General features: G+C 52.9%; 15 protein-coding genes. 10 read left to right on the forward strand and 5 right to left on the reverse strand.

The genetic code is table 11. The features are described 5' to 3' along the window. Positions 1 to 104 precede the first annotated feature (104 nt). The 7 genes from Pr1d_RS16815 to Pr1d_RS16845 all read left to right on the forward strand — a co-directional run bounded on the left by Pr1d_RS16815 (position 105) and on the right by Pr1d_RS16845 (position 13,855). Positions 105 to 1,364, forward strand: coding sequence for a Druantia anti-phage system protein DruA (locus tag Pr1d_RS16815; protein WP_210417747.1), 1,260 nt, complete (start codon positions 105 to 107; stop codon positions 1,362 to 1,364). A 21-nt stretch (positions 1,365 to 1,385) separates the two neighbouring features. Further along, complete coding sequence (locus tag Pr1d_RS16820; protein WP_148074609.1) at positions 1,386 to 4,334, forward strand: hypothetical protein; 2,949 nt, start codon at positions 1,386 to 1,388, stop codon at positions 4,332 to 4,334. Next, entirely contained in the window at positions 4,331 to 5,410 is a 1,080-nt protein-coding gene (locus Pr1d_RS16825) for a hypothetical protein (RefSeq protein WP_148074610.1), read from the forward strand. Before Pr1d_RS16820 ends, Pr1d_RS16825 begins: the two co-directional genes overlap by 4 nt. A 24-nt stretch (positions 5,411 to 5,434) precedes the next feature. Beyond that, a complete protein-coding gene (locus Pr1d_RS16830; RefSeq protein ID WP_148074611.1) occupies positions 5,435 to 10,987 on the forward strand; it encodes a DEAD/DEAH box helicase in 5,553 nt (1,850 codons plus the stop codon). Positions 10,988 to 11,066: 79 nt separating this feature from the next. Beyond that, the gene (locus Pr1d_RS16835) at positions 11,067 to 12,245 is read left to right on the forward strand and encodes a PD-(D/E)XK nuclease family protein (RefSeq protein WP_210417748.1); all 1,179 of its coding nucleotides are present in this window, start codon (positions 11,067 to 11,069) and stop codon (positions 12,243 to 12,245) included. Positions 12,246 to 12,824: 579 nt separating this feature from the next. Continuing rightward, entirely contained in the window at positions 12,825 to 13,136 is a 312-nt protein-coding gene (locus tag Pr1d_RS16840; protein WP_148074613.1) for a hypothetical protein, read from the forward strand. Continuing rightward, positions 13,133 to 13,855 (forward strand): 3'-5' exonuclease, encoded by a 723-nt coding sequence (locus Pr1d_RS16845; protein ID WP_148074614.1) that lies wholly within the window; start codon positions 13,133 to 13,135, stop codon positions 13,853 to 13,855. Before Pr1d_RS16840 ends, Pr1d_RS16845 begins: the two co-directional genes overlap by 4 nt. 30 nt (positions 13,856 to 13,885) lie before the next feature. Here the strand turns inward: Pr1d_RS16845 and Pr1d_RS16850 are convergent, their stop codons facing one another. Further along, positions 13,886 to 14,068 carry a hypothetical protein gene (locus Pr1d_RS16850; RefSeq protein ID WP_148074615.1) on the reverse strand — a complete coding sequence of 61 codons (183 nt, stop codon included), beginning with the start codon at positions 14,066 to 14,068 and terminating at the stop codon, positions 13,886 to 13,888. Positions 14,069 to 14,223: 155 nt separating this feature from the next. Between Pr1d_RS16850 and Pr1d_RS16855 the strand changes: the two genes are divergently transcribed. The 3 genes from Pr1d_RS16855 to Pr1d_RS16865 all read left to right on the forward strand — a co-directional run bounded on the left by Pr1d_RS16855 (position 14,224) and on the right by Pr1d_RS16865 (position 16,104). Further along, positions 14,224 to 14,634 (forward strand): hypothetical protein, encoded by a 411-nt coding sequence (locus Pr1d_RS16855; protein WP_148074616.1) that lies wholly within the window; start codon positions 14,224 to 14,226, stop codon positions 14,632 to 14,634. Between the two features lie 21 nt (positions 14,635 to 14,655). Continuing rightward, positions 14,656 to 14,889, forward strand: a complete 234-nt coding sequence (locus Pr1d_RS16860) for a hypothetical protein (protein WP_148074617.1) — start codon at positions 14,656 to 14,658, stop codon at positions 14,887 to 14,889. Positions 14,890 to 15,135: 246 nt separating this feature from the next. After that, positions 15,136 to 16,104 carry an S-4TM family putative pore-forming effector gene (locus Pr1d_RS16865; protein WP_148074618.1) on the forward strand — a complete coding sequence of 323 codons (969 nt, stop codon included), beginning with the start codon at positions 15,136 to 15,138 and terminating at the stop codon, positions 16,102 to 16,104. Here Pr1d_RS16865 and Pr1d_RS16870 read toward each other — a convergent pair. From Pr1d_RS16870 to Pr1d_RS16885, 4 genes are all read right to left on the reverse strand, one after another. Beyond that, positions 16,101 to 16,598 (reverse strand): Mov34/MPN/PAD-1 family protein, encoded by a 498-nt coding sequence (locus Pr1d_RS16870; protein ID WP_148074619.1) that lies wholly within the window; start codon positions 16,596 to 16,598, stop codon positions 16,101 to 16,103. The genes Pr1d_RS16865 and Pr1d_RS16870 overlap by 4 nt on opposite strands. Continuing rightward, positions 16,595 to 18,391, reverse strand: coding sequence for a ThiF family adenylyltransferase (locus tag Pr1d_RS16875; protein WP_168205295.1), 1,797 nt, complete (start codon positions 18,389 to 18,391; stop codon positions 16,595 to 16,597). Before Pr1d_RS16875 ends, Pr1d_RS16870 begins: the two co-directional genes overlap by 4 nt. A 10-nt stretch (positions 18,392 to 18,401) precedes the next feature. Beyond that, positions 18,402 to 19,610 carry a cyclic GMP-AMP synthase DncV-like nucleotidyltransferase gene (locus tag Pr1d_RS16880; RefSeq protein ID WP_210417749.1) on the reverse strand — a complete coding sequence of 403 codons (1,209 nt, stop codon included), beginning with the start codon at positions 19,608 to 19,610 and terminating at the stop codon, positions 18,402 to 18,404. A gap of 328 nt (positions 19,611 to 19,938) precedes the next feature. After that, on the reverse strand, positions 19,939 to 20,733 hold the full coding sequence (locus Pr1d_RS16885) for a hypothetical protein (protein WP_148074622.1): 795 nt from the start codon (positions 20,731 to 20,733) through the stop codon (positions 19,939 to 19,941). Between the last annotated feature and the right edge of the window lie 677 nt (positions 20,734 to 21,410).

Raw genomic sequence — 21,410 nt, forward strand, 5'->3', positions numbered from 1 at the left:
AAGTTGTAGACTCAGCAGCAGCTTGACGTTGCGCTCGCAGTCGCGTTACGAACCATTTTTTACGATCAGATTCTTCCATTCTTCTTACCTGATGGGTCCCCGACGTGGCGAAGCGCGCAAACAAGAATGGGGGCGATAGCCGTCAGTTACGGACCATTCCGTTGCTGACTGTCGAAGCGAGGCTCAAACGCACTCTTCGCCGGCATTTGAAGTCCCTAGGTTTCACTCGATCCGCAGACGGCGCTCTAGCGCCGCCAGACACCTCGAAGGAAGGTATCCGACGGCTTCATGCAATGCAGAGAGCCGAGCGAATTCAACAGTCCCAATCGTTCATCGATGAGAAACTCCCCACTCTTAGGAAATTCTTCGCGAATGGCCGTGAAATAGCTCCCTCTCGCATAATGCCCCGGCTCGAACTGATCGAGGCAGGTACGGAGCAATCGGAACTGTTTAGGCTCGCTAGTCTGACTTGGGCCGTTCCCGTTTCCCAGGGATATGGTCGCCGCATGCGATTCCTCGTATGGGACGACCATAACGGAAAGCTAATCGGGATCTTCGCTCTAGGAGATCCTGTATTCAATCTGAGGGTTCGCGATCAACTGATTGGATGGGATTCGCATGGACGGCGCGAACGACTTGTAAACGTCTTGGACGCCTTTGTTCTCGGAGCTGTGCCTCCGTATAACATGCTGCTCGGCGGCAAGCTAATCGCGAGCTTAATACGCACGCGCGAGGTGGTGGACCATTTTGCTTTGCGCTATCGGCAAACTAAAGGCGTCATTTCTGGTCGGATGAAGAAGGCCAGTCTTGTTATGGTTACTACTTCGTCTTCGCTGGGACGATCATCGATCTATAATCGCCTAAAACTAGATGGCCAACCCTATTTCGAGAACGTAGGCTTCACGCAGGGATGGGGGCATTTTCACATACCGGATGAGCTGTTCGGTGAGATGCGCGAGTATCTAAAGCGCAAGAAGCACAAGTACGCGGAGAACCACCGCTTCGGGCAAGGTCCCAACTGGAAAATGCGCGCCATGCGGGAGTCAATTAAACTCCTTGGTGAAAACCCTGACATTCTCTGCCATCGAATCTTCCGTGAGCTTTACATCTGCGAACTGGCGTCTAACGCGACGAAGATTCTCCGCGGCGAGGCGGTCAGGCCAAATTACCGCGGACTTCAATCGGCAGAGACAGTTTCCGACCTCGCGATCGATCGTTGGGTTGCTCCAAGGGCAGCTCGAATGCGTGAATTTAGGCAATGGCGAAGAACGCAGATCGATGAACTCTTCAAGCCGATGTTCGATTCTAACGGTCACCGCATTTTGGAAGCGCCCATGGAGGAGATTCGTAGGACTTACGCTTAACTCCGAGAAACCGAGTGACAAGTGGAACTCGTCGACTGGCACATTTACCTTGAGAATCACTACGCGTGCTTGCGCAGCGCTCGGACCCTGTTGTCGCCAGACAGGCCGATTTTTGCTCTAGAACATGGCCTGGATAAGGATCAGCGTACTGACCTAGCAACTGCAATACGCAATCACATTGCTTCAGACACACCATCGGGCAAACACGCCTTGGCATGGATCGCGTATGCGTCCGAAATCGGATACGGCTACGCGGGCGATGAGTTCTGGCAAACTTTCGAAGACGAAACGCCCGGATGGTCTTTGAATGGCGATCGCGATTGGTTGCGCCGACGGTTTCAGAGTTTTGCAAAAGACTTTGGCGGCGCGCAGCCTACTGGCCGTTGGGCTGATCACTTTTCGATTATTTGTTGGCCCATAACCCATGCGATTTTGCCTTGTGATCTTCAGCGGCAACTCGCACGCGTGCTCTACGAACTACGCCATTCATTTTCGGCCGAACTATTTGAGTCCCCAATGGTACTCGGGGACTTTATCTCATCTCGAAGTTGGAACAGTACGTCCCGATTTAAAAATTTTTCTCAGGCCAAGCAACTTGTCGGTCAGATTGCTACCGCACTCCTGTTAGGAGGCGACCCAGGGTTCGATAATTTGCTTTACGCGCCCACGCTGAAAAGAATCGGCGAAGATTTGGACCAAGAGCGGCGAGCTCGCGAGTGGCTTCGGGGAGCTCGTAAATTTGCTCACGAACGTGCTCAGGTTCGGGGACTTTCCCTGGTTAAGAAAGGCGGCCTGTCAGGCAGCAGGCGTCCGCAAGAGGCCAGGGCACAAATTGCCGCTCTCGGGATTGAGCCGAGAGCGATTCTCAAGCCTGTTGATGTTGCAGGTGCTACGTGGAGCGTTGCTCTCGAACTTCCGGATTTGTCGTCGTTGCTGTTCCGCTTTCCTACTGCAAGCGAAGTTCTCACTAATTCGCGATGCGTAATCGCGGGTACTTCCATCGGCCCTCGCGCGCGAGGCTGGTGTCTCGGAGGACCACGAGTGGTTACGCTCACTCGCTGGCCGAAGCCAGATGAAGTGCTGATCCAATTTGACAATGCAGATCCCTCACTGGAGTTTCTGCTTTGCACCGAATGCCTTCTACGACCCGGACCGCTTTGGCTATTTCGAATTGCGACGGACGGACTTGCGTATGTAGCGCGTAGTCTGAAAGTTCGACCCGGGAATAAGTACATACTGCTACGATCGACGGACACATTTGCATACGACGACATGGTTCGTCCTATCACAGTCAATTGCGAGGGTGTGACTGCGGCGCTAATTGACCTTCCCTCAGCGCTCGACTCAACATGGGATGCAAAGCTGGAGGCCCTTGGTGTGACGCGCGCGAAGGCAATTGAAGTCTGGCCGGTTGGACTCTCGGCTGTGGTGTGGGACGGCGAAGGGCATGGGGAATGGTTAGCGTCTGAACGACCGACTCTGGCTATTTGTTCTGACCATCACGTTGGTGCTTTGTTGCTAGGCCTTGATAGTTCTTCTGCGCCAATGGAAATCGCACCCGTTGTTCCAGGCGAGCCGATATTCATCGCACTCCCAGAGTTGCCAGTAGGCCTTCACACAGTACATGTCGCAACCAGGAGTGCTAATTCAGGCGACATCGAAGATCTCGGCGAACTCGATATAGTCATGCGTATCCGAGATGCGCGTCCGTGGTCGCCAGGCGTGAGTCCTCATGGGCCACTGTTGGTGAGCATAGATCCGCCCGTACCAACCCTTGAGCAACTGTGGGAGGGCCGCACCGAGATTGCGATCGAAGGCCCTGCGGGCCGGAGAGCTAAATGCCAGGTGTCATTGAGCGAGAAGAAGAATGGCCCTCCTTCATTTGCCGAGCGATTGCCTGCACTCCAGTTGCCTGTCAGCCCAGATGCTTGGAGCAGACATTTTGAGCGTCACTTTCGTCAAAAGCCAGGAGCCGAAGCCGCGTATGATGCAGCGCGTCACTGCGAGATCGCGTTTACGGCTGAGGAACTAGGCGAGTTTGTTGTTAGCGCTGAACGTGAGTTCTCGCCATTGCGGTGGACCGTCAGACGTGACGGCCGACGTTACATCGTTCGGTTGATCAACGATAGTGGTAACAGCACTCCCCCTACCATTACTTATTCTTCGTTCGAGACGCCTGCGGTATTCACATCCCTCGCGAACGCGCCAGAATACTTGGCGGAGCAATTAGGAGGCTTATACTCCGCGTCTTTGAATGGTTTCACATCGGCTGTAATCGTCCCGCCTACCCCAGTATTTGATTCTTTTGGCGCATTGACATGCTCTCCGACAATCGGATCGATGCCCCGAAGTGTCGAATCAGTATGCGCTGCGATAGGCGTGGCACATTCGTGGATGAGCGCATCGCTTCCAGGTGGCATCTTATCGGCAAAGTGGCGGCGGGAGGTGCTCGTTTGCATCATTCGTCACATCCTTCAACTGATTGGCGGCGACAACTGGGCGCGTGCGGATGTCGACGACATTAGCAGCACATTCGCTATGTCTCGATTGAAGGATGCAGTTACGCGAAGGGGTGATGAGGCTGCCATCGGCGCGGTCATTTCTCGCGATTGCTCACTTCTGAGCTCTCAGTCTTGCCGTCAGCGGATCGAGCGCCTCACGTATTTGGCACAACGATATCTGTCACTAAAAGCGTCTGTTACATCAAAGCCGCAAACAGCAGACGCATCGCCTAAGGGAGCGACAGATACTGACCCACAATGGTTGAGTGAACTAGCTCTTCGACTTGCAAGTGAACCGGGCAGTGCGATTGCGTGGGCTGGTGACAATTTAAGAAATGGAGTGAAGCGACTAATAGAAGAAGTTCCAACACTCGCTAGAGCGGCACGATACCTTGTCATCACAACTGATCATCATCTAGATTCAGATACGTCTGGAAATGAAATCTACGCGAGTTGGAAATGGATATGAGACGACTATCCGGGCCTGAGGTCCAGGCCCAAAAGGTTGCAGAGTTGGGGCTAGATCCAGCCGCTCTCGACATGATGTCAGTAGAGGCCATCGCGGGGGCGTTACGTCGCGCCGCGGGCTTTCTCTGTCCTTGCACAGCGGCAACGTTGGTGCGCAACGTCGTAGCGCCATTGCGAGGTCTTGTAAATGACATCAACGAAGTGAAAGAGCAAATCGACGAGACGCTGGAGGCGATGGTGGCCCACGGGGATCTGTGCGAGTTGCGGAAGTGCGACGAAGCTACCGGTTTAATGTCGCCCGCGTTGCTATATGCTACACCTCCTGCGTTTGTGGTCCGAGAAAGTGGCATGGCGCTGTTGCTCGGTATCTCCTCGGATCAGTTGTCCCCACTGCCTGACGATTTGGAAGCGCGTATTGAGTACATCGCATATGTCCGAAAGCTCGTGCCGCTGGCTAATGAGGATTTGGCCGCCGACCTTCAGCAGCTTGGATTGGTTGAGCTTACTTATGATGCGTGGCTTCATTACTCTGAGGATCAAACTGCCGCTCAGTTCAAGTCTGAAATTGATAGAGTGCTTGAAGCACAGACACCTTCGCGAGAAATCCCCGGTCTCGTAATTCTTGATTCGACGAGGCCAACCCGATACTACCGAGGACGCTGGACGGAGCCTAAATCACATACTGGTCGCTTTGTTGCGAGACGATCTCAGGCCTACGGTGCTGATCTATGGTGTTATGTCCAATTGAAGGATGGACAGCCGGAGATAATGCTCGACTTGCCAAGCAAGCCGAGTCGATGGCGGGGCTGCGACGAGGCTTGGCATCTTCAATTGGCGATTGACGCAATTCGTGGTGAACCGCAACGATATCGTCTGCTAACTGGACCGGCTGGCAGCAGAGTCCTTCAGCTCTTTTCGCCAGTCCCAATGTGGGCTCGGCGGCGATGGAACGCCATTGGCGAACCGGTTCCGATCACCGGTTGCTTGTTCGCATACCGAATTAGCGAAGAAGAGTTTGCTCAAGAAGTGAAATTTGCTCGCGATACGCTTTGGCTTGAAGAAGTCGTGGCGACATAGCTCGATGGAAATAGGAGGATCATAATGTCTTTGACGATAGGCGAGACAATCCAGCAGCTTTTCAATGCGCTGCGAGATTACATCGAAGCCACGTATCACGTCAGCCATCCGACGCTCGTTACTCAACGTCGTCAACTGCTAGAGCAACCGGGCGTCATCCACCAGCGTCCGTATTTGGAGAGTACTCCACGCTATAAGAGCGGAGCAGGCTTCGCTGCACTTGGGCTAGATCCGTCTGTTCTGAAAATCTATTCGGCAGTATCTCAGCCGCAGGGAGAATTGGGATTATTGATTCATGATCCGCCGTATCACCACCAAGCCGAAGCGATCAAGCTCTCGCTTGTGGACAGAAAGAGTCTAGTAGTAATGACAGGGACCGGATCTGGTAAGACGGAGTGCTTCCTACTTCCTATCTTGGGAAAGCTCGCACAGGAAGCTAGCAAGAACGGCGAGCGGTTTGGCTCGACCTCGGCTGTTCGCGCCCTAGTTCTCTACCCGATGAATGCGCTGGTCAACGATCAGCTCGGCCGTTTGCGTTTGCTTTTCGGTGATCCTCGTATCGCGGGGCAGTTCGTCGAATGGAGCGGTAGGCCCGCGCGTTTCGCGCGATACACGAGTCGCACTTTGTATCCGGGCGTTCGCAATGAAGACAAAGATAAAGAGCGGCTGCAACCGATCGGAAGCTACTATGTTCATAATTTGGAACTTGCGGCGTCACCGCCATCACCGCAGCAGGCGGCGGCAAAAGCGCTTGTCGACGAACTTAAAAAGCGAGGCAAGTGGCCCGCAAAGCCTGACCTAGAAGCCTGGTACGGAAAAAAAGGCTCGCGTTGGAGAGACTCAAAGAGTGGTGCATTCAAACGCTGCATTACACTACCCTACGATCCCGAACTGATTACGCGACACGAGGTCCATGAAGCTCCGCCCGACGTTCTCGTAACGAACTACTCGATGGCGGAGTACATGCTTATGCGGCCACTTGAACGGCCGATTTTTGACCACACGAAGGAGTGGCTCGCCGCTAATCCTAAGGAAACGTTCCTGTTGGTCATTGACGAGGCGCACCTTTATCGTGGTGCCGCAGGCGCGGAAGTGGCGCTACTAGTGCGTCGACTTCGGACGCGTCTTGGAATTCCACCGGAACGCCTTCAGGTAATTTGTACAAGCGCTAGCTTCCAAGATGCAGATTACGCAGTCGAGTTTGGAGCAGAACTAACTGGAAAGCAGTCCGCAGATTTTAGAAAAGTTCAAGGAGATCTTCACCTTCGGGCGGACGAGGCCAAAGGCACCCAGGCAGATGTCGACGTGCTAGCCTCAATTGACCTACAAGCATTTTATGAGGCCGCGACTGACGAGGCACGTTTAGCGTCAGTCGACTCGTTTCTCAAATATCGACAGGTGACGCAAACAAGTGGACTACAGCGCTCTCTATACGACGCGCTCGTATCGTACCCGCCTATGGCGAAACTTATCAATTCGACAATGAGAGAGGCACAGCCAGTAAGCTCCCTCGGAGAAACGTTTTTCGACTCGTCGTCACCGGCAAAAGCAGCTCACGCTATAACGACACTGCTTGCGCTCGGAAGTCACGCGCGCCGTGAGCCAACAGAACCAGGGCTACTTCCATGCCGAGTTCACTCCTTTTACCGTGGATTGGCCGGACTCTGGGTCTGTATGGACTCGCAATGCAGCGTGTTGCCTGAATCAAGCCGTGGCGGACCAGCAGGGATGCTCTACAGTCAACCGCGCGACAGATGCGATTGTGGGTCGCGCGTATTAGAGATGTATACGTGCCGCAACTGTGGCACGGCGTACGCTCGCGCATACACCGATAACATAGACAATCCAAACTTCCTTTGGTCGGAACCGGGAGGGGCATTTCGTACAGTTGCCCGCCAATTCGACGAGCTCGCTCCTCTCGACCTATTACTGGAACGTCCCCTCCTCTCAGATGGAGTTGAACCAGCAGAATACGATCTTGTGACGGGACGGTTGAATCCCCCCGAACTCGGCGAACGCAATAGACAAATTTACCTTCGGGCAGATCGAACAGTAGCAGTGGACCCGGACGACGAGCCGCGCAACTCTTCGCCCGGCGAGTTTCGGCCGTGTGCAGTTTGCGGTGAAAGCGCAACATTTGGCCGCTCGTCTGTGCAGGATCATCAGACGAAAGGCGATCAGCCTTTTCAGGCTCTGATTACGAAGCAGATCCAAGTTCAGCCCCCTAGTCCTGCACCTGCAACACATCTGGCCCCACTTCGCGGCCGGAAAGTATTGATATTCTCCGACTCTCGGCAAACCGCTGCGAGGCTTGCGCCGAATGTCCAAACGTACTCGACGCAAGACGCCCTTAGACCACTTATTGTTTCGGGATATGCGAAACTCATAGGCGTTCCAATAATTTCCAACTTGATTTGTCTTGAAGACCTCTATCTTGGTGTGTTGTTGGCCACGAAGGTGTTGGGTGTCCGGCTACGACCTGAACTTAGAGTTGGCGAGAGCTTTGACGACGAGAACATAGTTGAAGAAGCAGTCACAAACGGTGTTCTCACCCGCGACACAGATCTTTTGCAACTCCTTGTTCGGCTAAGAGGGTCTGCTCCACCGGAATCGCTTCTTAAGGCCATCACTAAGCCGTTGATTGACCGATATTACGGCCTTGAATCATTGGGGCTCGCATCAATCACCGAGCGGCCAGAACATACGCCGAAGCTCGATGCGCTTCCCGATATCCAAGGATGCGTTCAATCCCCAGAGGAGAAACGTGCGCTTTCGCGGGCATGGCTGCGATGCTGGGGCCGCTCATCATTTTGGCTAAGTCGGATGCCACCAGCCTGGTACTTACGCGACGTGCATCCACACTCAGGCAAATTCAACGACATGAAGATTCTTCTTCGGGATAGAAATGCGCGTTCTATCTTCGAGAAGCAATGGTTGCCCCAACTCCTTCGTTTGTTCACAGAACAGCGCGAAGCTGGGAAGTATCGTTTGAAAGGAAGTGAGCTTTCGCTTGAGATTGCCGGCGCATGGGCGTACTGCCAATCATGTCGCACTTCACAACGGCCATTTCCCGGCCGACTTACTTGCGTCAACTGCGGACAGGACAGCGCGATACCGATCGATCCAAATACAGACGAGGTATTTAAGGCGAGAAAGGGTTACTACCGGGCGAGCACTGTAGACGCAATGCACGTTCCTCCTACGCCTCCGATGGCAATTATTGCGGCGGAGCATACGGCACAGCTCAATACCGCCCAATCGCAAGAAGTGTTTTCCAAGGCCGAGGAACATGAACTTCTCTTTCAAGATGTCGACTTAGGTCGCGATGATGCTGGCCGCGAACGACCAGCAATCGATGTGTTGTCATGTACGACGACCATGGAGGTGGGTATAGATATCGGTAGCTTGTCGGGTGTGTCGCTTCGAAACATGCCCCCGGCGCGCGCCAACTACCAACAACGCGCTGGTCGAGCAGGCCGACGCGGGAACGCTGTGGCAACGGTGACTGCATTCGGCAGCGCCGACAGCCACGATGAGCACTACTTTACCCATCCCGATTTAATGATTAGAGGGGATGTCGACGATCCTACTCTTACGTTGGACAATCCTGAGATCGCTCGTCGGCACGTCACTGCATATCTGCTCCAGAGGTATCATCAGGACAAGCTCCCTGATATCGAACCTGAATCTCAGCCGCATCTGTTTGCGGTGTTGGGCACAGTTTCAGACTTCAAGAATGCTACGAAAGTATTGAACCGAGTCGATTTTGAAAAGTGGCTGCGTGCGAAGGAGGCAGAATTAAAAGCCGATGTTGATGCTTGGCTTCCGAGCCAGATCCCTACGGTTGAGCGGCAGGAGCTTTTAGATGCTCTCGTTGAGCACACGTTACGTCCCATCGACGAAGCGATCGAGTTCGATGCTGCGAACGTTGAGGGTTCAGGAGAAGGCGGTAGCAGTTCGTCTAACGAAGAAAGCAGTGAAGCCGGGACCAGCCTTGAGGTGCCGGAAGAACAGGGTGAAGAAACCCCTGGGCGCGAAGCCGCATCAGAAAACCTGCTTGACCGTCTGCTCTACAAAGGCGTTTTGCCACGTTATGCCTTTCCGACGGATGTAGCGACATTCCATATTTTTGATCGCGAACGCTCGACCCAATATCGACCCGCCTTTCGTTATACTCCTTCGCAAGGTCTACCCGTCGCTCTTACGCAGTACGCTCCTGGAAAAGAAATATGGGTCGCGAACAAGCTATGGACTTCCGGTGCAATCTATTCTCCGGTTGGGCAAGACCGGTATCGCGCTTGGACCTCAAGACGTTTTTACTACGAGTGCAGCAACTGCCGCTACGCTAAGACAACCACTCTTGAAGACGGTGTCCGCGGAGAAATAAAGGACTGCGAAGCGTGCGGGGGGGTGGGCACCTTCGGTCCCGCAACATACTGGCTGCGGCCACCCGGGTTTGCACATCCCGTCACAAAGGAAGAAGGCACATCACCCGATGATCAACCGGCAAAGAGCTACGCGACTCGCGCAAAACTCACGATGCATACGCCTCCTGCTGAGGCAACGTGGAGGACACTTAATGAAAGAGTGCGAGTGTTTTCAACGAGGCAGCACCTGCTCGTTACAAATCGAGGTCCTCGCGACGAAGGCTATACGTATTGCACAAAGTGTGGGCTGACCGAGCCGACTGCATTGCCGAATGGCATTGTCGGAAGTGTACACAAAAAGCCATTTCCTGTTCCCCGAGATGAAGACTGCCCAGGAGGTGGTGCGACCAAAGGCATGGTGCTTGGGACCGATTTTATCAGTGACGTGCTACTCGTTTCGTTGTCTGTAACGCCCCCGATAAATCTGCTTCCGGGAATATTGTCCACCGACGTTGCGCTACGGACAGTCAGCGAAGCGATCACCAATGCGGCATGCTCAATCCTAGAACTCGAACCGAATGAGCTTCAAGCTGAGTTCCGTCCGGCATTAACCCAGGCGGGTCGCGAAGGGTTGGAAGCAGAAATCTATCTTTACGATACCCTTCCCGGCGGCGCAGGCTTCTCGCGTCGAGCCGGCCAGCTCGGCCTAGTCGTCTTTACAGAAGCTCTAAGAATATTGGAGTCGTGTCCAGAGAATTGCGATCGTTCCTGTTACCGTTGTCTTAGAAGTTATAAGAATAAATTTGAGCATGACTTGCTGGACAGGCAAGTAGGCGCTAGCTTGCTTCGCTTTTTGCTCAACGGCACATATCCAGCGATCGATGCTCCACGTCTAGCCGCATCGACGGATTTGTTGTTCGAAGACCTTCGGCGTCAGAAGCTGGAATCCGTCACCATAGAGCGTAACAAGCAACTGAACGTTCCGGGCATTGGCCAGATTTCTGCGCCAATCTTCGCGATGCGAATCTCCGATGGCGCTGAATTCGTAATCGCTCTGCATGGGCCATTGACGCCTGGCGAAACTGACAACGAATTGATCGCGACATTGAAAGAGTTTGGTGCCGCGATCACAGTCCGATTAATCGATGAAATGCTTGTTCGACGAAATTTACCGCGTGCTACAAGCGAACTCATCCCGCAGATCAGCTAACTCCGAAATGTCGAACGATAATACTACTGCCATTTGGAATGTGTGTAGTCCATCGCGGTGGCCCGCTGCGCCGGAGCGGATGTCATTTTCGACCCTACTTGAGTTGGAATCGTGCCCCAGGCGATGGGCACTCAAATGGGCCGAATACTCGGGGCTGTGGGAAGGGCGCGGATATCCGTTGCTTCCCGTGCAATCGTCGCTTGAAGGCACTGTCGTCCATCGAGCGATCGGTCGAATAAATGCTGCGATATCTGCGAAGGGCTGCACTTCGGTCCGAGATGCGTCTGCGGTAACAGCCCTTCGCGAGTTGGGTGGATACACCGTTGTCATAAAGGAATGCATCATTGAGGGTTTACGATCATACGCGACGAACCCTCGCGCACTCCCAGTTTTGGAAACAATACGGCAACGACTTACGGCGCGCTTACCTGAACTACGGTCGCTGGTTCAAATGCACGTTTCACGCTTAACGCTCGGAGATCAGGCTCCAAATACCACGCGCTTAAGAAAGTCGCGCTCGCCAATGGGTCGCCGACCACTGGTCGATGGAACGTATACAGAGCTTGAGGTTCGCGATGCTGCGATCGGTTGGCAGGGGTTTATAGATTTCTTGTCTTTATCTGCAACGGTATGCGAGATCCGAGATTTTAAGACGGGGAGTCCGAAACCAGCAGACAACCTGCAAATCTCCGCATATGCGGTACTTTGGTCAGCAGACGCCGAGTTGAATCCAACTCGCCGATGCGCAAACAGATTGATTCTTTCGTACTCACAGCACGAAACGGAGATTCCCGCTCCTAATGACGAAGCGATGGCTGTGCTAAGAGAGGAATTGCGCCAGCGTACTGCGACGGCCCTGGAGTCTATTGCGCAGGAATTGCCTGACGCCAGACCCGGCGTTGACAATTGCGCATTCTGCCCGGTGCGGCATTTGTGCGACGAGTATTGGAATTGGTTGCCAAACTCATCTGCCGTGCTGGAGACTCCTCAGCCATACTTTAGCGATGTCGAAGTGACTCTAACCGGACGCCATGGACCGCTGAGTTGGGATGGCTGTATGTATGATCCGATAGCCTCGCGACACACGAACATTCTTATGCGAACGGCTAACCTGCAATTCGAACTTCGCACCGGTCAGAGGCTTCGCTTGCTGAATGTCCACATTAACGTACCGCAGCAAGTGGACGATCAAAAGGAATCGCACATTTGCGTAGTTAAAATGGGAACTACGAGTGAAGCATTTCTTTGTAGCCCATAAATCCACACAATTCATATTGCCCACTGTCACAAAGACTCTCTGAGGGCGTGCCGCTGATACCAACCCGAAGGCCGGCGTTGCAACTTGTTCCCTGTCAGGTTTTGGGAACGCACGACGCTTCTCCCTTTCCCCTCCCGCCGCAGCAGAAGCCGAGTGGTATCGCATTACTCAGTGGCAGATGGAAACAACTTGCCAGTGGTGTGGGATGCCGCTCTCAGTAGGAGACCGGGTACTGGAAGCGTATGGAGAGTTTTTTGCTCTGTAGCGTGTGCCTGGGACCATCATCCCCCAACTCTACGAGAGGTTTAGTTGCCAGCCGCGCAATGCTGCCTGACCTCTCCATTGGGTGCTCCAGCGATCCGTTGCTTGGTGAGTGGGCTGTGAGATTCTTACCACCCTGCCTACTGGGAATAACTCGACTGGGAGTTGCTTAGTGCACCCACTAACGGATGGCGTAAGATTTGAACCTGAGTAGGCAACTCGTCCAGAATGTGAGGTGGCGAACTGCATCGAGAAAAAGTTGCTTACCTCTGTGCAAGCTTTATATTGTGTTGATTACCTTCGTAGGAGAAGTACACTATGGAAACAAAACGTAAACAGGCATCCAAACGGAAAGACCAACTACTTAAGCGGATTGCCGACCAAGAGGATAGTGACATTGTCGCCGAAGTCTGGCAGGGAACGACTTACGGGGACCCGGAGATTGATTACTACTACTACCGAGTCGTAAGAGAGTACCCGTTTGGGAAGAAGAGACTTCGCACAGATAAACTGCTTCCCCGGCACCACGAGGCAAGTGTCCGCGTCGCTGAAATTGCCGCAGCAGAGTGCCTCCAACGAACTCGTGACCAGTTCACTCCAGTCGCAAATCTTTCTGAGACTGCCCAATGACTGCTGCACTCACAGCAGAACGGCTCGTCTTTGTCGACCTCGAAACGGGCGGGCTCCATGTCGAAGCGTGCCATCCAGTCATCCAGATCGCAGCGATTGCCGTGGATGCCGAATCACTCTCTGAGATTGAATCGTTTGAGATGAATGTCGAATTCGATCCTGCTATGTGTGACCCCAAGGCACTCGGCATCAACAAATTCGACCCGGATGTCTGGGCGATGACGGCGATCCCCTCGGAACTCGTCACGATCTATTTTGCGGACTACTTGCGCCGGCACGCCACCGTGGATCTGCGCAAGAAAGATGGTAGCCATTTTCGCGTCGCCAAACTTGTGGCCCACAATGCGGCGTTTGATGTGGGATTTTTGCACGGCTGGTATCGTCAGCACTACAAGTATTTGCCTGCTGCTCGCCAAGCACTTTGTACTTTGCAGCGTGCCCTCTGGCTGTTTCAAGAAGACCACTCGCTCACCCCACCTGCTGACTACAAGCTTGGCACGCTGGCTGAGTATTTTGGGGTACGGACTACGCCAGACCACACGGCAATGAACGATATTCGAGCGACGATTGAACTCTACCGAGTGCTCAAAAGCCAAATTCTGGCCCTCACTGCCAATCAACGGCTGTATTTGGACCACCTGTCAGGAGTTACCGGCTTATCACTTCGCAACATGCTGAATCGGGCCATCAATGCTGTGGTAAGAGAGATGGCCAACTAAAGCTAGTCAAAGGCCACGCGAATCATTTCCCTAGGCGGAGGGCGTGTTTTCTTTCTCAAGTAGCTCGGATAACTCAGCTTCTGTAATCCCCGACTTGGTAAACGCTTCTCGCACTGCACCGATCACGATAGCCTCGGGGGCCGTTCCCGTAGCCTTGGACCGTTCTAGGACCTTCTTGGCATTATCATCAGGAATTATGACTTGTAAACTCATGCCTCAATTCTACCTCCCTTTTGCGTTCCAAAGCAACGTTCTTTGCGATTATGAAAGGACAGACTGAGTGACTCAGTGAATCGACGCAGATAGATTTGACTAGCGGAGAGGTTTGTCGGAATATCTAGCAAAGAAATCAAGCGAGGTAGGCTAACATGACAAAACAACGCACTCCAGTCAGCCCCATTGTAAAGATCGGCCAACGGACCGCTTATCAGATCTTTTCAGCGATCGTTGGCGGTAGGCAAAGACTTTCGGCTCGACTGGGCATCTATTGGGTCAATCCCCGCACGGGGCAAGCGGTGATCATCCCTGAAATGGACCTTTGGAACTACGAAGAGCAGACTCGTGCTCGGCAAGCGGCCAAAAAGCACCTGGAGAAACTCACGGCTGACTTCTTCCAGAATCAGCCAACCGAGGTGCAGTATGTGAATCAAGCAACCAGTAACTTACCTCAGCCCACACGAGAGGAGAAAGTTGTATTTCGTGGCAAAGGACAGGCTTGTTCGAAACCTCGCCGACCATCCACACCCCCAAAACCCTATCCCGACCCCAACGACTACTAATCAAAAAGGAGAATATTAGTCATGCCAAAACAGAGTGTTCCCGTAACCGTCAATATTCCTGCCCACGGCACTGTCGAGATTGAAGCGATCTCCCTCAAAGATGCTTGTATCAAGGTGCAGGCCGACATCGATGCCAATGGCTTTCTAAGCGAAGCCGGTGAGGCTGAATTCACCTCCGACTGGGAAAAAGCCTTTGGGCTCACCGTAGGAGACGTGTTGCTCCCAGACGGGACCGTTTTTTCACTGTCCAACTGATCAGCTAACGATACGATACAAAAGGTGAGTTCGCAGCGCAGGAGGGAGTGGGTTGTGTTCGTGCGTTCGGTTTTTACGACAGATGCAGGTTCTAATCGCATCGACTGATGTGGACGAGACTTAGAACTGGTTCCTTAGCTGGACATCAATACAATAGGTTGCCTTCTTCCTGAGAACCGAAGACTAGTGCTATGATAGAGATAATCGATTAGGTCCATGCTGGCCAACCCAACGAGCGTCAATTCAATGTCGAATTCAATTCCAGAACGCCAGAATGAACCTGAGTTCATCGACTTGCTATTCGCCTCGCAACGTGCGTATAAACTGGCGAAGACCGCTTCCAACGTACAGTGCTTTCTCGCGATTTCGGCTATCGGGGCTTCCCAGGTCGCCTACCATTGGTTTCCCGGCGATCCAGACCGAAAGGCCTTGGCAGCCGTATATTCGTTTCTGGTGCTCTTCTTTAATACCCTCCTGCTTGAAAAATGCCGTAATAATTACCAACGAATGGCCGCTAATATTCAAGAAATATTCGATACGACGTTATTCGAGTTGCCTTGGAATGATTACCGCGTCGGCCCATCCACCGCGAAGGAAGAGATCGCTGGACTCGTTCGTGCTGCCAAGAACCCTGGGATGACTCGAGGATTGCTGAGACGAATGGGACTTAGAAACAAGACCGAGCTAAAGGACTGGTACCCGACGCAAGTCGGACAACTGCCACTTCAATATGCACGCTTTATCTGCCAGAGAGCTAGTCTCTTCTGGGACTCCAAACTTCGTCGCAACCTAGCTATGGGAGTGAAGTTGTCGGGTTTTGTAATCGCTGCACTGATCTGTTTAGGTTGCGTCTACTTCGAACTTAATATGAATACGATCGTCATATCGGTTCTGGCTCCCACCCTACCCTTGGCAGCGAAAATATATCGAGATGTGTGCAAGCATGAAAGCTCTGCAGACTTTAGTGATCGGGCCAAATCACTCTTAGAATCGGTCTGGGGTAAGATTATCAAAGACTCATCAAGTCTCACCGAATTTGACATGACCGATGCGTCAAGGCGGGTGCAGGACGAACTGTACGACCGACGGCGTACATCCCCGTTGGTTCCCGAATGGTTCTATCATTTTTTCCGCAAAGGGTTTGAAGACAATATGAAACAAGGAGCCGAGGAAATGGTCGCCAGAGCGAAGGCGAGTCTTTCCTCTTCTTCCTAACCTTTGTCCTCAATCGGAAAGCTGCCGGACTTCAACGAGTAATTGTCAATCTGGCCGTGAAATGACAAGTGCAAGCCGTCAGGAAAGGCACTGCGACCGACTAGGACTAGGAACAGGCCGGTCAATAACGGTTTCGATTTCCTCACGCACTCGTTCATGCTTTTGAGGTCGACCTTGGAAGGCCGGGGGCATTTTTGAAAGTGTGTGTGCCAGTCGCCGAGAAAGTGGAGGCCAGCTCGTTTTTGCTCATCGATTTCGCGCTGTTCGGCAACTCGATCGGGGTGATAGTAGAATCGTCCTCGCGTATCCGCGTCGCGTGGGCCAGTGACGCGGACGACCGTGATGGTAACTTCACCAATCTCGCCGAACAACTGGCCGCCTGCTTCGGCATCCCAGCAGCGACGCTGACGGTGGCGGCGGAAGTGCTCTAGCACTTCAATGCTGAGCCGTAGGTGGCGGTCAATCGGGCTAACATGGTATTCAAGTGGCTTCATATGAAGGAGCACTCCAGACAGTTCTTATCGGGAACCCATGGTAGTTCTTGGGTAAAACTGCCCTGCTCACGATCGCCCACGAGTGACTTCCACTCTTCTGACCATGTCCCACCATTGTCCTTCGCTAGGCGTTTATTGCCACACCAGATTCGCTCTGTGGATTCGCACACGCTGCCGAGGAGGCAATCCAGTGCTAATTCTGCCGCCAGGCTGACAATGTGAGACAAGGCAATCGGGCCGTAGGGCTGGAATGACGTGTCACAGCCGGCTTCTTGCAGGATTGTTTTCTCGGACCAAGAAGTCACCGACAACTTGGGAAGACCGAGAGGTGAGAAACCGCATTGCAAGCAACCATCATCAGGGAAGATAGCGATAGCGTGCCCCGCCGCGGCAAAGGCTTCGGCCCAACAATACAGCAGGGGCTGTCGAAAATCAGCAGTTTTTCGCCAAGCGTTCAGGGATGCCTCGGTAGTCCAGTTACCTGTTGCGGCGATCAGGAGGTCACATGTGAGCAGCTTCTCGGGCATGCTCGATGCCAAACCCTCCCAAGTTTTACAGTATCCATCGAACCCGACTGATGACGGATAACTGTTCTTAAGTGTAGTTGCAAGTGATTTTGCTTTGCTTGTGCCTACCGAATCACTTGCCAAAGCGTGTCGGCCGACATTTGCCCACTTTAGAGGTTCCGGATCGCACAGGACTAATTTACCCACTCCCGCCTCGGCAAGGAGAAACGCGAGGTGGCTGCCGATTGAGCCGCACCCCAGAATCGCTATAGTTGATGACTGCAACGTCTTGACCTTCGGATCGCTGCCTCTGCCATGTATCCAGAGCGCGTCGGCCCGCTCAACGGTGGTCAACGAGATCGATAGGCTACTCTTAATTTGAGATTGGACCACTTCTTTGGGGGCCTTCCCGGGGCGAAAACCGTCGATGATCGAACCACCACGCCTCTCTGCGGGGTATCGCAACTTCTCCTGGACCCTCGCAATAACGCCCCCGAACGCCGTGCCAGTTGGAGTTTTTCCAGCGAGCACTGCCAGATAGCCTTCTAAGCCTTCCTGGTGGATCGATTCAATGAGATGCTTTGCGTTAGATTGTTCGATGCATGCGATCAAATCACGGCCATTCTTAGGAAAATCTTTTGGGCAGGGGAGTTGAGGCAATGGCAGCAAGATCCCCTGTCGGTACTCCCGTGATCCTGAGATGCGTTTCTTTGTAGCGTTGTTCAGCCAGTGTTCCAACTGCTCCGTCGATTCGCCGATTAGACAAAACTCTTTGCCTGACCAGAATGGGATCAGGCGGCTCTCTTGATCTGGGCTCAGCAGGCTCCAGACGGGGATGCATTGCTCAGGACACTTGCGTCCCCAGTATGTCGTGAACTCATTGCGAAAGTCTTGCTGATTATTGCCAATTTCGCTCTCTAAGACGAGCTGCAAAGCGTCCTGCAACAGCGACAGTGTCACTTCACCTGGGCGGGCAGAGTTAATTGTCGCTTCGGAGGAGAGCAGGCAAAGCACCCCGTCTTCTTCAACGTGCGGCCAAACGAGGAATCGTTGGAGCGTTGCCAGAGAGATCCGGGGTGGCTGGTGAGGGAAGTGCTCGGTTACGAGCACATCGAAGTCGAGTGTCCCTTCGCCGTGAGGTATCACCAGCCGCCAACCATGTTGGAAGCCTCTATTCCGATAGCGCCGCAGTTGCGGAGTCGTCAGGATTGATACCTGCCACGGACCAGTCAAGAGTTTGGCGTGAACTTCGGCGATCGCGGAACTAAATCGACGTTCAAGAACCAAGTTGGACGCCTCATGCAAATCTGCCGCCCCCCTCTTTTCTTACAACATTGGGAGCGACATGGGACGCTAGGAAATCGCTTACACTACTTTTTGCCGATGCGTCTTCCGAAGTTGCACCGCTGTTGTCCCGGTCACTAAAGTACGTTATGTTATAAACCTTGTCCCAACACTTGAGGGCCTGGGTTCGATCGCACTCGTCATCGAAGAGGGGCTCCATCCAGTCAAGAGCATCGGTTAGCCGATCCCGCAAGAACTTGCAGCCAGCATCATCGGCCCCCGCGATAGTTTCAGAGGGCGTAACCGGATTGTAAACAGTCAAACTGTTGTTTAAACGATCGCGAATCGCCTTCATGGTTGTGTGAAGTGATTTGTCTTCACGGTCGCTGTAGCCGGAATACCGCTCATCAACTAGCGTTGTGATTACAAAGCCAGAGGGCGTCTTCGACTCCCAGCTAGATCGACTATTTGCAAACTTCTTGATTAATTTCGTAATCCGGCGAAGCTGCCGGCCGTTCGTGCTATCTTGGCTTTTTTCAATTACCTGCCGCCTAAACCAATTGGTGACCTGGTCGGCGTCAGAGGACTTCCAATCAGAACTTGCGAGCTCTCTAGTAACATTCTCGTTGTCCGTACCCTCCCCACTGATAATGACATCCCGGTATACCGGGATGTCGACTTGGTAACCCACGTTATAATGAACTCGCACACAGTTCGTGTGCAGCTTGGGTGCAGTCTTGAAGGAACCATCGTCAAGAGCATCTCGGACCATCTTCCTTGCGTCTAGAGATGTCATGTCGGCCCCCTGCGAGCCCTTTAGGTCTGCTTTGCGGAAAATCGCAGCGTCGTCGATGTCGTAGTTCGACTCATCGTGTTGTGTCATGGTGTGCATAGCATAGGAACCTTGTGTTTGGAAGGTCTTGGGTTCCGGCTTGTCTTCTTTAACGAGTCCCTTCTTCAGTCGTTTGCGGTTGGAATCTCTGCGATCTCTCATCTCGTCTTGCTGAAGCTTCGAGAGAGCGACTTTCTCGTTGTGGTACGCCACCAAATCTTTGGCACAGTCATACATTTGGTCATCTCCTATAAATACTTCATCAATCCTATTCACATCACGGACATCGGTCTGCAAAGTCAACGGAAATCCAGGTAGCTCCGAACTAAATGCGAAGCATTGTCGTTGGCTGTTATTCAAGCTCGCAGCATGGCAATTGATTGCGATCATTTTACCACATTGTTGGAAGGCTGCATAAGTAGTGGTGATCTAGGGGGTTTTCAATTTGATTTACCAGGCAGTTGGTCACTTGCTTCCGAAGAATACTGAGATTAGCCCACTGTTGCCCCAGTCGGTCGACGCGCCGTCTACAGAGTGCCAGCGTGATGTCACTCGAGGGCATGTCGAAACTGCCTCAGCCCGACACGCCGACGTATTTTTTGCGGATGGCCTCAAGCCCTCTTGAGGGCAGTCCTTCTTCTAATTTACTACTCTTTTCCACTGCCGAACTGCGAAACCAGTCACCTCTTAGATGAGTTATCACTGCTCATCAACATTCTCATCTTCTGACTATGGGCTGGTCAAATTCTGATTCCGTAGCGGTCTCGATCGCGACATAAGCCGGGGTGTTTTCGCGTTTCCAGCGAATGATACTGGTAGGAAGCTTTACGATACTCCGTGCTCCGAGCACCTTGTTGACTTTCCGCAGGATTGTTTTTTGCTGTTCATAGACAGGCCGGTAGGGACTAAACTCCAGTTGAAAAAACCAGGTGGCTACCTGATGACGCTTCCCCTTGCGGGCAAGTGTTATGGCTTCCAGCTCTAACCCTTTGAGTGCCCCACGTTCGATCCGCACACTGGCAACTTGTCGTTGGTGCCGCTTGGCTCTTGGAGGCTTGGCCGCTTGTTTGCCTCGTGCCTTGGCTTCTTTGTAAGCATCCCACTCCCGATTCACTCGGATTCTCTCCTCGCGGCTTCTCCGCTCATAGCCCCCCTGCTTAAGGCTAATCGAATAGCCCTCGAATTTAATGGGCACATCTCGAATGTGATGCACCTGATTGCGCTCTTCCATCAAGGATCGCTCCCCAGAACTGGCAAACAGCCACCACCTATTCTCAAATCGCACATACTTATAGCGAGCAAGTCCCTGTTTTTTTCGCCGCCAAGTATCCCACTTAGGGGCATCTGTTTGGTAGAGTTTGATCATCCGCCGGTCATGCTCCAGAGGACAATCCCGAAATCGCTCTGAAACAACTCCCGTGGCATACCACGGCTTGTAGTGAATGGTTTTTTCAATGATACGAACCAGGCCCGCACTATTATCAATCAGGTACCGATACTCTTCTCTTGCCATACTTTACTACTCCTCACTTCAACTTAAAAAAGATGCAGCGGTTTGATTAGGGCTCAAACCACTGCTAAAAAAGCCACACTCCTTCCATGAAAAACCTCTGAATATGTTCTTCTCCTCCTGAAGCGTCCTATTGAACCTGAGCACCACGATTTAACCTCTGGCCACTCACAGACCAAACCGTTAAAACCTCTTCATAAGCCTTTATGTAGAGCCCCAGAGCACCGATTTATGCCGGTGCGTCTACTCCAGAAATACGCCCCGGCATGTAATGACGGGTCGTCTGAAAAAACATCTCAAAACCTCCAGCAACAGATTTGTCGGGCGCAAGGCGCAACTCACCTGTATGCTGTCTCGTCACCGTCAGAAAACATTCCCGGTTAAACCCGAAAATCTCGTCCGATAGCGAAGCATCCGTTAAACCGAATCTCCTCCCCTTCCAAGTGACGCCAATCCTTTGGCAGTCACTTGTCTGGGAGAAGGCCATCATCCAGACCAAGTTTGCAGAGCAGATCCCCTAAGAGATACGCTCTCATGGTCGGGTCTTTCGAGTAGGCATCTAATTGGTCGCCACCACGCGTTACCTGCCAAGAGCATCGGACTGTCGCCACACGAGAAGATTCCAACTCCCAGTGCCCGGGTATCTCTCCCGGCCCGCTCCTTACCCAAGAGGTTTCACT

The sequence above is a fragment of the Bythopirellula goksoeyrii genome (assembly GCF_008065115.1).
Taxonomy (GTDB): domain Bacteria; phylum Planctomycetota; class Planctomycetia; order Pirellulales; family Lacipirellulaceae; genus Bythopirellula; species Bythopirellula goksoeyrii.

What these genes read in the sequence shown, in the direction of transcription:
- Pr1d_RS16860 (WP_148074617.1), top strand. Translation starts at nt 14,656, where the DNA reads ATGCCAAAACAGAGTGTTCCCGTAACCGTCAATATTCCTGCCCACGGC.
- Pr1d_RS16865 (WP_148074618.1), top strand. Translation starts at nt 15,136, where the DNA reads ATGTCGAATTCAATTCCAGAACGCCAGAATGAACCTGAGTTCATCGAC.
- Pr1d_RS16840 (WP_148074613.1), top strand. Translation starts at nt 12,825, where the DNA reads ATGGAAACAAAACGTAAACAGGCATCCAAACGGAAAGACCAACTACTT.
- Pr1d_RS16830 (WP_148074611.1), top strand. Translation starts at nt 5,435, where the DNA reads ATGTCTTTGACGATAGGCGAGACAATCCAGCAGCTTTTCAATGCGCTG.
- Pr1d_RS16855 (WP_148074616.1), top strand. Translation starts at nt 14,224, where the DNA reads ATGACAAAACAACGCACTCCAGTCAGCCCCATTGTAAAGATCGGCCAA.
- Pr1d_RS16850 (WP_148074615.1), bottom strand. Translation starts at nt 14,068, where the DNA reads ATGAGTTTACAAGTCATAATTCCTGATGATAATGCCAAGAAGGTCCTA.
- Pr1d_RS16870 (WP_148074619.1), bottom strand. Translation starts at nt 16,598, where the DNA reads ATGAAGCCACTTGAATACCATGTTAGCCCGATTGACCGCCACCTACGG.
- Pr1d_RS16825 (WP_148074610.1), top strand. Translation starts at nt 4,331, where the DNA reads ATGAGACGACTATCCGGGCCTGAGGTCCAGGCCCAAAAGGTTGCAGAG.
- Pr1d_RS16835 (WP_210417748.1), top strand. Translation starts at nt 11,067, where the DNA reads ATGTCATTTTCGACCCTACTTGAGTTGGAATCGTGCCCCAGGCGATGG.
- Pr1d_RS16885 (WP_148074622.1), bottom strand. Translation starts at nt 20,733, where the DNA reads ATGGCAAGAGAAGAGTATCGGTACCTGATTGATAATAGTGCGGGCCTG.
- Pr1d_RS16845 (WP_148074614.1), top strand. Translation starts at nt 13,133, where the DNA reads ATGACTGCTGCACTCACAGCAGAACGGCTCGTCTTTGTCGACCTCGAA.
- Pr1d_RS16880 (WP_210417749.1), bottom strand. Translation starts at nt 19,610, where the DNA reads ATGATCGCAATCAATTGCCATGCTGCGAGCTTGAATAACAGCCAACGA.